At 73.6% G+C, this 13,359-nt stretch carries 11 protein-coding genes; 5 read left to right on the top strand and 6 right to left on the bottom strand.

The genetic code is table 11. From position 1 onward, the window contains the following. Nucleotides 1-7 precede the first annotated feature (7 nt). The gene (locus tag NF338_RS01275) at nt 8-1,462 is read right to left on the bottom strand and encodes an amino acid permease (RefSeq protein WP_264029113.1); all 1,455 of its coding nucleotides are present in this window, start codon (nt 1,460-1,462) and stop codon (nt 8-10) included. A 156-nt stretch (nt 1,463-1,618) separates the two neighbouring features. After that, on the bottom strand, nt 1,619-3,262 hold the full coding sequence (locus NF338_RS01270) for a nucleobase:cation symporter-2 family protein (RefSeq protein WP_264029112.1): 1,644 nt from the start codon (nt 3,260-3,262) through the stop codon (nt 1,619-1,621). Nucleotides 3,263-3,444: 182 nt separating this feature from the next. On the opposite strand from NF338_RS01270, the gene NF338_RS01265 reads away from it, so the two are divergent. Then, the gene (locus NF338_RS01265) at nt 3,445-3,939 is read left to right on the top strand and encodes a GNAT family N-acetyltransferase (RefSeq protein ID WP_264029111.1); all 495 of its coding nucleotides are present in this window, start codon (nt 3,445-3,447) and stop codon (nt 3,937-3,939) included. Between the two features lie 49 nt (nt 3,940-3,988). Here NF338_RS01265 and NF338_RS01260 read toward each other — a convergent pair whose 3' ends face one another. Continuing rightward, on the bottom strand, nt 3,989-5,365 hold the full coding sequence (locus NF338_RS01260; protein ID WP_264029110.1) for an 8-oxoguanine deaminase: 1,377 nt from the start codon (nt 5,363-5,365) through the stop codon (nt 3,989-3,991). Nucleotides 5,366-5,600: 235 nt separating this feature from the next. Here NF338_RS01260 and NF338_RS01255 point away from each other — a divergent pair, with 235 nt between their 5' ends. Continuing rightward, the gene (locus NF338_RS01255) at nt 5,601-6,803 is read left to right on the top strand and encodes a cation:proton antiporter (RefSeq protein WP_264029109.1); all 1,203 of its coding nucleotides are present in this window, start codon (nt 5,601-5,603) and stop codon (nt 6,801-6,803) included. Nucleotides 6,804-6,891: 88 nt separating this feature from the next. Here NF338_RS01255 and NF338_RS01250 read toward each other — a convergent pair whose 3' ends face one another. Together NF338_RS01250 and NF338_RS01245 are read right to left on the bottom strand one after the other, a co-directional pair. Then, the gene (locus NF338_RS01250) at nt 6,892-8,226 is read right to left on the bottom strand and encodes a ricin-type beta-trefoil lectin domain protein (RefSeq protein ID WP_264029108.1); all 1,335 of its coding nucleotides are present in this window, start codon (nt 8,224-8,226) and stop codon (nt 6,892-6,894) included. A 236-nt stretch (nt 8,227-8,462) separates the two neighbouring features. Further along, nucleotides 8,463-9,032: a TetR/AcrR family transcriptional regulator gene (locus NF338_RS01245; RefSeq protein ID WP_264029107.1), complete on the bottom strand. Its 570-nt coding sequence runs from the start codon at nt 9,030-9,032 to the stop codon at nt 8,463-8,465. A 110-nt stretch (nt 9,033-9,142) separates the two neighbouring features. Here NF338_RS01245 and NF338_RS01240 point away from each other — a divergent pair, with 110 nt between their 5' ends. Continuing rightward, entirely contained in the window at nt 9,143-9,985 is an 843-nt protein-coding gene (locus tag NF338_RS01240) for an alpha/beta fold hydrolase (protein WP_087470321.1), read from the top strand. An 8-nt stretch (nt 9,986-9,993) separates the two neighbouring features. Here the strand turns inward: NF338_RS01240 and NF338_RS01235 are convergent, their stop codons facing one another. Next, nucleotides 9,994-11,271 (bottom strand): PIN domain-containing protein, encoded by a 1,278-nt coding sequence (locus tag NF338_RS01235; RefSeq protein WP_264029106.1) that lies wholly within the window; start codon nt 11,269-11,271, stop codon nt 9,994-9,996. A 146-nt stretch (nt 11,272-11,417) separates the two neighbouring features. On the opposite strand from NF338_RS01235, the gene NF338_RS01230 reads away from it, so the two are divergent. Continuing rightward, entirely contained in the window at nt 11,418-12,767 is a 1,350-nt protein-coding gene (locus NF338_RS01230) for an MFS transporter (RefSeq protein ID WP_264029105.1), read from the top strand. Next, nucleotides 12,764-13,357, top strand: coding sequence for a sugar O-acetyltransferase (locus tag NF338_RS01225; RefSeq protein WP_264029104.1), 594 nt, complete (start codon nt 12,764-12,766; stop codon nt 13,355-13,357). Before NF338_RS01230 ends, NF338_RS01225 begins: the two co-directional genes overlap by 4 nt. Nucleotides 13,358-13,359 lie beyond the last annotated feature (2 nt).

Here is a 13,359-nt window from a genome sequence, read left to right as displayed (position 1 = left end):
CTCCGGTTCACGTGTCCCGGCGCGGCTCCGCCGACCCGACACGGCGTGCACGGCCGCCGCGCGTCACCGCGTAGAGGGCCAGGATGACGGCCACGAGGCCGGCGGTGGACAGGAGCTGGGCGCGCGCGGAGTCGTCGGTCAGCATGAGGACGGCGAGCGCCGCGAGCCCCGCGAGCACGGCCCACGTGAGCCAGGGAAAGCCCCACATGCGCAACGTCATCGGCTCGCCCGACGCGCGCGCCTGCGCCTCGATCCGGCGACGCAGCCGGAGCTGCGAGACAGCGACGAGGACCCACACGACCAGCAGCGCCGCGCCCACCGCGTTGAGCAGGATGCCGAGCAGCGCCTCGGGCAGGAGCCAGTTCAGCCCGACCGCGACGAGCGCGAAGAACACCGAGACGAGCACCGAGACCCACGGCACGTCACGGCGGGACACGCGCCGCAGGGCTCGGGGCCCGTCGCCGCGCCCGGCGAGCGAGTACGCCATGCGGGACGTGCCGTAGACGTTCGCGTTGAACGCCGACAGCAGCGCGATCACCACGACCACCTCCATGACGCGCGCCGCCCCCTGGAGCCCGGCGAGGTCGAGCACCGCGACGAACGGGCTCTCGGCCAGCAGCGGCGAGTCCCACGGCAGGACGAGCACCATGATCGCGACCGAGCCCAGGTAGAACACGAGGATCCGCCACACGATGCTGCGGGTCGCGCGCGCGACGGCGGTGCGCGGCTCACGCGCCTCCGCGGCGGCGATCGTGACGATCTCGATGCCCCCGAACGCGAAGACGACGACGAGCAGCCCCGCGGCGATCCCGCCCCACCCCTCGGGCGCGAAGCCGCCGTGGCCCAGGAGGTTCGCCGTGCCGACCGGGTCGGTCCCGGGCAGCAGCCCGAGGACCAGCAGGACGCCGACGACGAGGAACCCGACGATCGCCGCGACCTTGACGAACGCGAACCAGAACTCCAGCTCGCCGAACTGCCGCACGCCCCACAGGTTGATCACCGCGAACACGACGACGACGGCGAGCGCGACGCCCCACTGCGGCACGTCCGGGTACCAGCCGGTGACGATGCGCGCAGCGCCGGTGATCTCCGCGCCGAGGACCATGACGAGCATGAACCAGTAGAGCCAACCCAGCAGGAACCCGGCCCACGGCCCGAGCGCCTCCTCCGCATACACGGAGAACGACCCGCTCGCGGGCCGCGCGCTCGCCATCTCGGCGAGCATCCGCATGACGAGGATGACGACGACGCCCGCGATCGCGTACGACACGAGCACGGCGGGCCCGGCGGTCGCGATCCCGACGCCCGAGCCGAGGAACAGGCCCGCCCCGATCGCGGAGCCGAGCCCCATCATCGTCAGGTGCCGGGTCCGCAGCCCGGTGCCGAGGTGGTCGGAGGTCGGGCTCTCGGCGGGTGCCCGGCTCTCGGTGGGTGCCGGGGGCTCGGGCGTGGGGGTGCTCATGGTGCGGTCCTGCGGTCGGGGTGCCGGCGTCGTGCTCGACGCCGACCCACGACGCTACACGGCCCGGGCACGACGGCGCCCCGCACCCGGCGCGAGGGGGTCGCTCGGGTGCGGGGCGGCGCCGGGCACGACGCTGTGCCTGCTCGGCAGGTGCGTCTACGGGGTCGCGGTCCGCGGGAGCGGGGCGACCGCGTGCTGCCGGGGTGTCGTGCTCTCGCCGTCGGCGGCACCACCCGCGGGCGCCGCCTCGGGCGCTGGGGAGGGCGCGCCGTCGACCTGCTGCGCGCCCGCGACGGGCGCGGGGTTCGCCGCGGGTTCCGCCGGCGGGACCGTGTCGGTGGCCGCGGGCCGGCGGGTCGATCCGTTGATGACGCCGTCGTCCTCGAGGTCGTCGAGGTCGTCCTCGTCCACCGCGCTCGCACCGTGCTCGGCGCCCGCGGCGAACACGGACGGGTCCGGCGGGTTGCCGATCTTGACGTGGTTGAACAGCAGGTTGAGCAGGATCGCCATGACCGCGGCGGAGCTGATGCCCGAGTGGAAGATGATGCCGAACCACGTGGGGAACTGGTCGTAGAAGTCGGGCTTGGCGATGGGGATCATGCCGAACGAGATCGACGCCGCCACGATGATGAGGTTCATCGGCCGGGAGTAGTCGACCTTCGCGAGCGTGCGGATGCCGGATGCCGCGACGGAGCCGAACAGCACGACGCCCGCACCGCCGAGGACCGGCGTCGGGACCGCGGCCACGACGCGGCCCAGGACCGGGAGGAGGCCGAGGACCACGAGGATCGCGCCGCCCGCCGCCACGACGAACCGCGACTTCACGCCCGTGATGGCCACGAGCCCGACGTTCTGCGCGAACGCCGACTGCGTGAACGACCCGAAGAACGGCGAGACGACGGACGAGGCCATGTCGGCGCGCAGGCCGTTCGCGATGCGCTTGCGGTCCACTTTCGTGCCGACGATCTCGCCCACGGCGATGATGTCCGCCGTCGTCTCGGTGAGGGTCACGAGGATGACGATGAGCATCGAGATGATCGCGGCGATCTCGAACGTCGGGGCGCCGAAGCCGAGGAACGACGGGAACGCGGCGACCGGTCCGTCGCCCACGCCGGAGAAGTCCGCCTTGCCCAGCGCGAGGGCGATGAGGGTGCCGACGACGATCGCGATGAGGATGGACAGGCGCGAGATCGTGCCGCTGCCCACCTTCGACAGCAGGATGACGATCGCGAACGTCAGAGCGGCGAGGCCGATGTTGCTCACCGAGCCGTAGTCGGGCGCGCTCGCGTTGCCGCCCATCGCCCAGTTCGCCGCGACGGGCATGAGCGTCAGACCGATCGTCGTGATGACCACGCCCGTGACGACCGGGGGGAAGAACCGGATGATCTGCGCGAAGAACGGCGTGATGAGCAGGCCGACCGCCGACGCGACGAGCACGGCCCCCAGCACCCCGGGGATCCCTCCCCCGCCGTTGACGATCGCGACCATGGTCGACACGCCCGCGAACGACACGCCCTGCACGAGCGGGAGCTGCGACCCGAAGAACGGGATGCCGAGCGTCTGCAGGATCGTCGCGAGGCCGCCCATGAAGAGGGACGCCGCGACGAGCGTCCCGATCTCGGCCCCGGTCAGCCCGGCGGCGCCGCCCACGATGAGCGGCGGGGCGATGATGCCGCCGTACATGGTGAGCACGTGCTGGAACCCGTACCCGAACGTCGACCCGATGGGCAGCCGCTCGTCCTCGGGGCGTACCGGACGACGTTCGGCGCCGTCCGTGGCCCTCGTGGCTCGCGCGTTCATAGCGGACCTCCTCGTCAGCTATCGTTCCGCTTGGCGGAAAACTACTTCCACCATTCGAACGCCAAGTGTGACGCGTGTCAAGCCCCTCCCGGCAACTCGCACGTGGCCTGCGGTGACGGCCCTCGGTCGCCGGCCGCACCACAGCACTGGCACCTGCCCGCCTGGCTCCGTAGCCTCCAGCCGTGACCGCCACGCTCCGCCCCTACCGCCCCACGGACCTCGACGCCGTCGTCGACCTGTCGCTGCGCGCGTGGGAGGACGCCTTCGTCTCGTGGCGCGCGATCCTCGGCGAGCGCCTCTACGGGCTCGCCTACCCTGATTGGCGGCGCAGCCAGGAGGCGGAGGTGCGGGGCGCGTGCGAGAAGCACCCCGCGACGACGGTCGTCGCGGAGCGGGCCGACCGAGTCGTCGGGTTCGCCACCGCGGTGGTCGGCGAGCCCCCTGCCGAGGGAGCCCGCACCGGCGACCTCGAGATCATCGCCGTCGACCCCGACGCGCAGGGCGAGGGCATCGGGAGGCTCCTCGTGGACGCCGCGCTGCAGCACCTGCGCGACGCCGGGTGCGCGTACGCCAACGTCTGGACCGGCGGCGACCCGGGGCACGACGCCGCGCGCGCCCTGTACGAGTCTCGCGGCTTCACCGCCCTCCCCGTCGTCCACTACTACCGCGAGCTCTGAGCGGGGACGCCCCGGCCGGTGGCCGGGCACGTCCCCGCTCGGCCGAGCGTCAGCCGGCGACGAGGCGGCGGGCCGCCGCCGAGTGCTCGGCGACCAGGGCGCCGAGGTCGAGGTCGGGGACCGCGCCGTCGACGACGCGCCACTCGCCGCCCACCATGACGCGGTCCGCGCGCTCGGCGCCGCACAGCAGGAGCGCCGCGACCGGGTCGTGGGAGCCGGAGAAGCGCAGCTCGTCGAGGCACCACAGCGCGAGGTCCGCCTGCTTCCCGACGGCGAGCACGCCGACGTCGTCCCGGCCCAGGACGCGCGCCGACCCGCGCGTGCCCCAGCCGAGCGCGCGGGTCACGGGGATGTCGGCGCCGTACTTGAGGCGCTGGAGGTAGAGCGCCTGGCGCGCCTCGAGGATCATCGTCGAGGCGTCGTTCGACGCCGAGCCGTCCACCCCGAGCCCGACGGGCGCACCGGCGTCCTCGAGCTCCACGGCCCGGGCGATCCCGGACGCGAGGCGCATGTTCGACGTCGGGCAGTGGGCGACGCCGGTCCCCGCGGCCCCGAGGCGGCGCACCTCGTCGTCGTCGAAGTGGATGCCGTGGCCCAGCCACGCGCGGTCCGTGAGCCAGCCGACCGACTCGAGGTAGTCGACCGTGCGCAGCCCGAACCGCTCGCGGCAGAAGTCCTCCTCGTCGATCGTCTCGGCGAGGTGCGTGTGCAGGCGGACGTCGAGGTCCTCCGCGAGCGCCGCGCTCTCGCGCATCGCGTCGGTCGTCACCGAGAACGGCGAGCACGGCGCGAGCGCGATCTGGACCTGCGCCCCGGCGCCCCGCTCGTGGTAGCTCTCCACGAGGCGCTGCGAGTCGGCGAGGATGACGTCCAGGCTCTGCACGACCGACTGCGGGGGCAGGCCGCCGTCGTCCTGACCGAGCGTCATGGACCCGCGCGTGAGGGTCGCGCGCATCCCGAGCCGCTTCACCGCGGCGACCTGGAGGTCGATCGCGTCGTCGAGACCGGCCGGGAACACGTAGTGGTGGTCAGCCGCCGTCGTGCAGCCGGACAGCAGCAGCTCGGCGAGCGCGACGGTCGTCGCGAGCTCGTGGTCGCGCGGCGTGAGCCGCGCCCACACCGGGTACAGGCGCTGCAGCCAGGGGAAGAGCGGGGCGTCGGCGACCGGTCCCCAGGCGCGCGTGAGCGTCTGGTAGAAGTGGTGGTGCGTGTTGATCAGGCCCGGCGTGAGCACGTGCTGCGACGCGTCGAACGTCTCGTCGACCGGGGCGGACGGCTGCGCTCCCGCCGCGACCACCTCGACGATCACCCCGTCCTCGACGACGACCCCGCCCCGCGCGTCCGGCGCGTCGGGGGAGTCGTTCGCGGTGAAGACGCCGAGCGGGTCGCGGACCCAGGTGCGGGTGCTGGCTGACGGACTGGTCATGGTGCCTCCTGGTGGCTCGTGCTCACCGGGGCGCGGCTCCGGCGCCACGGTGCGCCGGCTCAGTGGTCCTGTCTGCCGATCCAGGGCCGCGGGAACCCGCGGCTGCGCCGACCGTAGGCCGGGGCACGACGCGTCGTCAACCGGCACGACGACATCGGGCCCGTCCCGCCGCGCGCGAGCCGGGGCGCTGCGGGATCCTGGGACCCGCCGTCCACCGACCACCCGGAGCCCACCCGTGAACGTCTACGCCCCGCTCGTCCCGGTGTTCGTCGTCGCGCTGCTCGCACCGCTCCTCGCGGGCCTCATGCCGGTGCGGTCGCGGGTGCCGCAGGTCGTCGTGCTGCTGCTCGGCGGCATCCTCATCGGGCCGTCCGCGCTCGACCTCGCGACGCCCGCCGACGTCACGCTCCTCTCCGACCTCGGCATGGGCTTCCTCTTCCTCCTCGCCGGGTACGAGCTCGAGCCGAACCTCCTGCGCCAGCGCATCGGGCGACGCGCCGGGGCGGCGTGGCTGACGTCGCTCGTCGTCGGCGCGGTGCTGGTGCTGGTGCTCGTGGGCGACGGCTCGCCGCACCGCGTCGCGGCCGGGGCGATCGCGCTCACGACCACCGCGCTGGGCGTCGTGCTCCCGATCCTGCGCGACGGCGGTCAGCTCGGGTCGCGGCTCGGGCGGGCCGTGCTCGTGGTCGGGGCGGTGGGTGAGCTGGGGCCGATCGTCGCGATGGCGGTGCTGCTCGGCACGCGCGAGAGCGGCGTCGCGGCGATCCTGCTCGTCCTGTTCGCGGTGGTCGCCATCGCGCTGTCCGCGCTCCCGGGGCGGCTGGGCCGGCTGGGGACGCTCGGTGGCGGGAAGCTCTTCAGCAACGCCGAGCACGGGACCGGCCAGAGCACCCTGCGCCTCACCGTCCTGCTGCTCGTCGCGCTGCTCGCGCTCGCCGCGGGGCTCGGGTTCGACGCGGTGCTGGGCGCGTTCGTCGGCGGCATGGTCCTGCGGCGCTGGGCGCCCGGCGACGTCGAGGCGCTGGAGAAGAAGCTCGACGCGGTCGCGTGGGGCGTGTTCGTGCCGGTGTTCTTCGTCAGCTCCGGCATGGGCCTGGACATCGACTCCATCGTCGCGTCGCCGTTGCTGCCGCTGACGTTCTTCGCGCTCATGGTGGTCGTGCGGGGCGGACCGGTGCTGCTGTGGTTCCGACGCGAGCTGCCGTCGGTCGAGCGCGTCCAGACCGCGCTCTACGCCGCGACCGCGCTGCCGCTGCTCGTCGCCCTCACGGAGATCGCCGTCGAGCAGGGGGCGATGACGTCACGCGTGGGCGCGGCGCTCGTCGGCGCGGGCGTGCTGTCGGTGATCGTGCTCCCGATGGTCGCGAGCCGGCTGGGCCCGCGCCCCACGGAGGTCGACGACACCGCGGCCCCGACGGAAGAACGAGGCACCGGATGACCCTCCGGCGAGAGATGCGTCCGCGCGCGAGGGATGCGTCCGGGGACGCAGCGCTCGCACGCGGACGCATCGCTCGGCTGCGGACGGCTCAGAAGGTCCACTGCTGGTTGGTCGACCCGTGGCAGTCCCAGATCACGAACCGCTGGCCCTCGTAGAGCGGGTTGCCGCCCTCGGCGTCGAGGCACTTCCCCGCCTGCGGGTTGCGCAGCGTCCTCGCCCCCGCGTCGTAGGCCCACTTCTGCGCGTTCGTGCCGTTGCACGTCCAGAGCTGGACCGCCGTCCCGTTCGCCGTGCCGCTGCCGCTCACGTCGAGGCACTTGCCGAGCGCCCTGATGGTCCCGTCGCTCCCCCGCGTCCACGACTGGGCGGCGTTGCCGTTGCACGGGACGATCTGCACGCGGTTGCCGTCGTGCGTCTGGCCCCACGGGACGTCGAGGCAGTACCCGTTCGCGATCCGGATCGTCCCGGTCCCGGTCGGGAGGCCGCCGCCGGGGTTCGGGTTCGAGGTTCCCGAGCCGTTGTCGTAGACCCGCACGTAGTCCACCTTCATCTGCTGGGGGAGCTGCGTCGTGCCGTCGGGGTACCCGGGCCACTGTCCGCCGACCGCGACGTTGAGGATGAGGAAGAACGGCTGGTCGAACACCCACGCGTTGGCGCCGACGCTCGCGCGCGTGACGCGGTGGAACTGCTGGCCGTCGACGAACCAGGTGATCTCGCCGGGCTTCCAGTCGACGGCGAAGGTGTGGAAGTCGTCGGCGAACGACCAGCCCTGCGGGTGCTGGTACATGCCCGTGATGCCGGCGCCGCCGGAGTACCCCGGCCCGTGCACCGTGCCGTGCACGCGGTGCGGCTCGAAGCCGACGTTCTCCATGACGTCGATCTCGCCCGACGTCGGCCAGCCGACCCCGGGGAGGTTGCCGCCCAGCATCCAGAACGCCGGCCAGATGCCCTGGCCGCGCGGGATCTGGATGCGGGCCTCGACGCGCCCGTACTGCGGCTGGTACTTCCCCTGGGTCGTCATGCGCGCGGACGTGTACGACCCGTCGGCCTCGCGCCGTGCGGTGATGACGAGGTGGCCCTGCCCGTCGAGCGCGGAGTTCGCGCGCGACGTCGTGTAGTTCTGGAGCTCGGCGTTGCCCCACCCGCCGGCGCCCGTCTCGTGGTTCCAGCGGGCGGAGCTCGGGGCCGAGCCCGCGGCGCCGTCGAACTCGTCCGACCATATGATGTCGCCCGGGGCCGCCGTCGCGGCGGGAGCCGCCACGAGCGCCCCGGCGCTCACGGTGAGCGCCGCGACCGCACCCGCGAGGACGCGGCGCGCGGTGTCGCCGAGGCGCGGGGCCGGACGACGTCGTGGCCGGCCGGGTCGCGGGCGGGCGCCCCGCAGGGGCGTGGGACGGGGTGAACGCTGACGTGCGAGGTCCATCGATCCTCCAGGTCCGGCGGCGGCTGCCGCCTGCGTCTCGCCACGGTGCGCGACGTGCTCTCGGCGCGACTCTGCACCGGGCGGGGGCCGTTCCTCGGCCCTCCGTCCGCGAACCTACGGGGGTGCCGTACGCGCGAGCAAGCGCTCTCTCGGCGTGTCGTGGAATCGCTCCCACATCCATCCTCAGGAAGTGCCGGGCACCGGCGCCGGTTCCCCACGCGCACGCGCCCGCGGGCTCAGGCGGTCGCCGGGACCGCCGCGTCGAGGATCGCCTCGGCCGCCCGGCGCGCCTGGCGCGCGACGTCGGCGTCCTGCGTGATCGCCGCCGTCGTCTGCGCACCCTCGGCGAGCAGCACGACCTGGAGCGCGACGTCGTCGGGCAGGCCGGCCTCGCGCGCGACGTCGCGCGCGTACCGCTGGAACGACTCCTTGTGCTCGCGCACGGCCGCGGCGACGGCGGGCGACGTCGCGCCGAGCTCGCCGAACGAGTTGATGAACGCGCACCCGCGGAACCCGTCCTCGCGGAACCACGCGTCGAGGAAGTCGAACACGGCCAGCAGCCGGTCGCGCGGCGCGGTCGCACCGGCTGCCGCGCGCGCGATCCCCGAGTCCCACTGCTCGGTGCGGTGCCGCAGCACCGCGACGACCAGGTCGTCCTTGGAGGGGAAGAGCGCGTAGATGCGCTTGAGCGACACCCCGGCCTCGGTGCGGACCGCGTCCATCCCCACGGACTGGACGCCGCGCGCGTAGAACAGCCGGTCGGCGGCAGCCACCACCAGCGTGCGAGCGCTCGCGTCGTCGAGCATCGTCATCTCCTGTTCACCACGCCCCTCTTGCAGAGAGAACCATCGTTCTCTAGTGTAGCGACCAACGGGAGAACGACCGTTCTCCCGACTTCCGCGAAGGGAGCACGACCATGGGGTACATCACCGTCGGGCAGGAGAACTCCACCGACATCGAGCTCTACTACGAGGACCAGGGCACCGGGCAGCCGGTCGTCCTCATCCACGGCTACCCCCTCGACGGGCACAGCTGGGAGCTCCAGAAGCGCGAGCTGATCGACGCCGGCCACCGCGTCATCACGTACGACCGCCGCGGGTTCGGCGCGTCGAGCAAGGTCGGCAGCGGGTACGACTACGACACCTTCGCGGCCGACCTGAACACCGTCCTCGAGACGCTCGACCTGCGCGACGTGATCCTCGTCGGGTTCTCCATGGGCACCGGCGAGCTCGCCCGCTACGTGCACAACCACGGGCACGAGCGCGTCGCCAAGCTCGCGTTCCTCGCGTCCCTCGAGCCGTTCCTCGTCCAGCGCGACGACAACCCCGAGGGCGTCCCGCAGTCGGTGTTCGACGGGATCGTCGACGCCGCCCGCGCCGACCGGTACGCCTGGTACACCGACTTCTACAAGAACTTCTACAACCTCGACGAGAACCTCGGGACGCGCATCAGCGAGGACACCGTGCGCGCGAGCTGGATCACCGCGATCGGTTCCGCTCCCGTCGCCGCGTATGCCGTCGTGCCCACGTGGATCGAGGACTTCCGGGCCGACGTCGAGGCCGTCCGCGCGGCCGGCAAGCCGACGCTGATCCTCCACGGCACGAAGGACAACATCCTCCCGATCGACGCGACCGGGCGTCGCTTCCGGCAGCTCGTGCCGGACGCCGAGTACGTCGAGGTCGAGGGCGCGCCCCACGGGCTGCTCGTCACGCACGCCGCCGAGGTCAACGAGGCGCTGCTCGCCTTCGTCGCCCGCTAGGCGAGCCGCTAGGCGACCGACACGCGGTAGTCGTCGGCGTCGTCGTCCCAGGCCAGGTCGACGGCGCCGGCGGCCTGCGCCGCCTTGCAGAACTGCAGGAACCCGCGGTAGCCGAGCGCCTTCTCGCTGAAGTCCGGGCGCCTCTTGCGGATCGCGTTCTTCAGCCCGGACAGGACGGCCGAGCCGCCCTCCTCCTGCACGACCTCGCGCACGAGGGCGAACGCCTGGTCGGTGTCGCCCTGGGCCGGCAGAGACACCTCGGGGTCACCCGTCGCCGGCCCGGGCGCGAGCTCGACGAAGCTCCGGTCGGCCAGGAACCGCAGGAACTCACCGAAGTTGCGGAACCCGTAGTCGGCCTCGCTGAACGTCGGGTCCTTGCGCAGCAGCGTGCGCTTGAGCACGGACGCCGTCACCGCGCCGCTCGTCGACGCCTCCAGGTCCGCGAGCGTCTGCGCGACGCGCACCTCCATGGGAAGGTCCTCGCCGGACGGCGCCTCGTCGTCGGCCTCGGGGGCAGGCGCCGAGGTCTCGACCGCCTCGGGCGCCTCGGTGACCGACGTCGTCGTGACGTCGACCTCGTCGCTCTCCGTCACGACGGGCTCGCCGCGGCGGGTCGTGCGCCCGACGGCCTCGCCCAGCTCCGCGAGCGCCGCCGCGGCCGGCGTCTCGACCTCCGGCTCGGCGATCTCGGTCGCCTTGCGGCGCCCGGTCGAGCGCCCGCCGCCGCGCTTCGCCTTGCCCGTGCCCGACGTCGTCCCGCCCGAGGCGCGCCCGCCACGCACGGATCGGGGCTCCGGCTCGTCGGGGACGTCGACACCCTCGAGGCGGTCGTAGAAGAGGAACTCGTCGCACGCGGGGGGCAGGAGCCGCGACGTCGACTTCTCGACCCCGACCCCGATGACGCGCTTGTTGAGCTCGCGCAGCTTGTGGACGAGCGGGGAGAAGTCGCTGTCCCCCGTGCACATGACGAACGTCGAGATGTAGTCGCGCTCGAACGCCATCTCGATCGCGTCGACGACCATCTTGATGTCGGCCGCGTTCTTGCGCGACGCGCCCATGCGCTGCGGCATCTCGATGAGCTCGACCTGGTGCCGCGTGAGCGAGCGGCGGTCCTCGTCGAAGTACGACCAGTCGGCGTAAGCGCGCCGCACGACCACGCGCCCGCGCACCGCGAGCGCGTCGGCGATCGGCCCGAAGTCGAACGTCATGCCGCCCAGGTGCTCGCGCGCGCCGAGCGCGAGGTTCTCGTAGTCGATGAAGACGGCCAGGCGTTCCTCGGTGTCCATGCCCGCCAGCCTAGGTGCAGACGCCGCCCCCGCCCCGCCGAACCCGTGGTTTCTCCCCACCTCGGCGCCGATCCGGGGAACGACCCCGGGTTCGGCACCGCCCGCGGATGTGTACGAGCGTACGCATCGTGCGTACGATCGTCCGCATGTCGTCCTCCGCCCTCGCTCGACCCGCGCTCGACGTCCGCCGCGCCCGCGTCGCCGTCGCCGCGCTGTTCCTCACGAACGGCGCGCTGTTCGCGAACCTCGTGCCGCGCTACCCCGAGATCAAGGCCGGGCTCGACCTGGGGAACGCCACCTACGGGCTCGCCGTCGCCGCGTTCCCCGCAGGGGCCATCACCGCGGGCCTCGCCGCCGCAGCGCTCGTGCGCCGCTTCGGGTCGGCGCGGGTCGCGGTCGCCGGCACCGTGCTCACCGCGGCCGGGCTGCTGCTCGCGGGCCTCGCACCCGCGCTGCCGCTGCTCGTCGTCGCGCTGTTCGCGGCAGGCGCGATGGACGCGTTCACCGACGTCGCGCAGAACGCCCACGGCCTGCGGGTGCAGCGCCGCTACGGCCGCTCGATCATCAACGGCTTCCACGCGCTCTGGTCGGTCGGCGCCGTGGTCGGCGGCGGCATGGCCGCCGCCGCGATCGCGCTCGACCTGCCGCTCGCCGTGCACCTGGCGATCACGGGCGCGCTGTTCTCCGTCGTCGCCCTCGTGGCCCTGCGCTCGTGCCTGCCCGGGCTGGACGGCGAGGTGCCCGACGACGTCGCGGGCGAGGCCGGGGCGCTCGCCTCCCCGGGCGTCCCGACCAGCGCCGAGGCCGCCGCCGCGGCCGCCGCGCGCACGTCCCGCACGCGCACCGTCGCCGTCCTCGCGGCGCTCGTCCTCGTCGCCGTCGCGAGCACGCTCGTGGAGGACGCGGGCAGCACGTGGGCGGCGGTCTACCTCTCCGGGTCGCTGGGCGCCCCGGCGACGCTCGCCGCCGCCGGGTTCGTCGCGCTCGTCGGCGCGCAGTTCGTCGGCCGGCTCGTCGGCGACCGCCTCGTCGACCGCTTCGGCCAGCGGGCCGTCGCCCGGACCGGGGGCGCGCTCGTCCTGCTCGGCACGGGCCTCGCGCTCGCGTTCCCGTCCGTCCCGGGCACGATCGCGGGGTTCGCCGCGGCCGGGTTCGGCGTCGCGACCCTGGTCCCCGCCGCGATGCAGCAGGCCGACGAGCTCCCTGGCCTGCGCGCGGGCACGGGCCTCACCCTCGTGTCGTGGCTCATGCGCCTCGGGTTCCTCCTGTCCCCGCCGATCGTCGGGCTCGTCGCCGACGCCACGAGCCTGCGCGCCGGGCTGCTCGTCCTGCCGCTGGCCGGCCTCGTCGTCGTGCTCCTGGCCGGCGTGCTCGCCCCGCGACGGCGCTCCACGGGCAGGCCGGGCCGCGTCGAACACGACGGTGCGCCGTCCCCCGCCCGGCATGATGACCACGACCGCCGCACGACCGCGCCCGAGGAGGCCACCACCGCATGACCACCGACTACTTCGCCGGCGACGACCGCACGAGCTACGAGCGCATGGCCGCGGGCGACCTGTACGTCGCCGACGACCCGGAGATCGCGCGCGGCGTCCACCGGGGCATGCGCCTCGTCGACGCGTTCCACCGCGCCGTCCTCGACGGCGACGGCGACGACACCCACGCCCGCGAGATCCTCGCCGACCTGCTCGGGTCGCTCGGCGAGGGGTCGTGGGTCAAGCCGCCGCTCGCGGTCGACTTCGGCAGCAACGTGCACCTCGGCGCCCGGACCTTCGTCAACTCCGGCCTCACCGCGCTCGACGTCGCGGCGATCACGATCGGCGACGACTGCCTCATCGGGCCGAACGTCCAGCTCCTCACCCCGACCCACCCCGTCGATCCGCAGCCTCGGCGCGACAAGCTCGAGGCGGCCGAGCCCATCACGCTCGGCGACAACGTGTGGCTCGGCGGCGGCGTGATCGTGTGCCCGGGCGTGACGATCGGCGACAACACGGTGGTGGGCGCGGGCTCCGTCGTGACGCGCGACCTGCCCGCGAACGTCGTGGCGGTGGGCAACCCGGCCCGGGCGATCCGCGAGAACATCTGACC

It is taken from the genome of Cellulosimicrobium sp. SH8, assembly GCF_025818875.1.
In the GTDB taxonomy this organism is placed as follows: Bacteria; Actinomycetota; Actinomycetes; order Actinomycetales; family Cellulomonadaceae; genus Cellulosimicrobium; species Cellulosimicrobium cellulans_D.
Note: the sequence above shows the minus strand (reverse complement) of the source record. Positions and strands in the feature narration are given on the sequence as shown.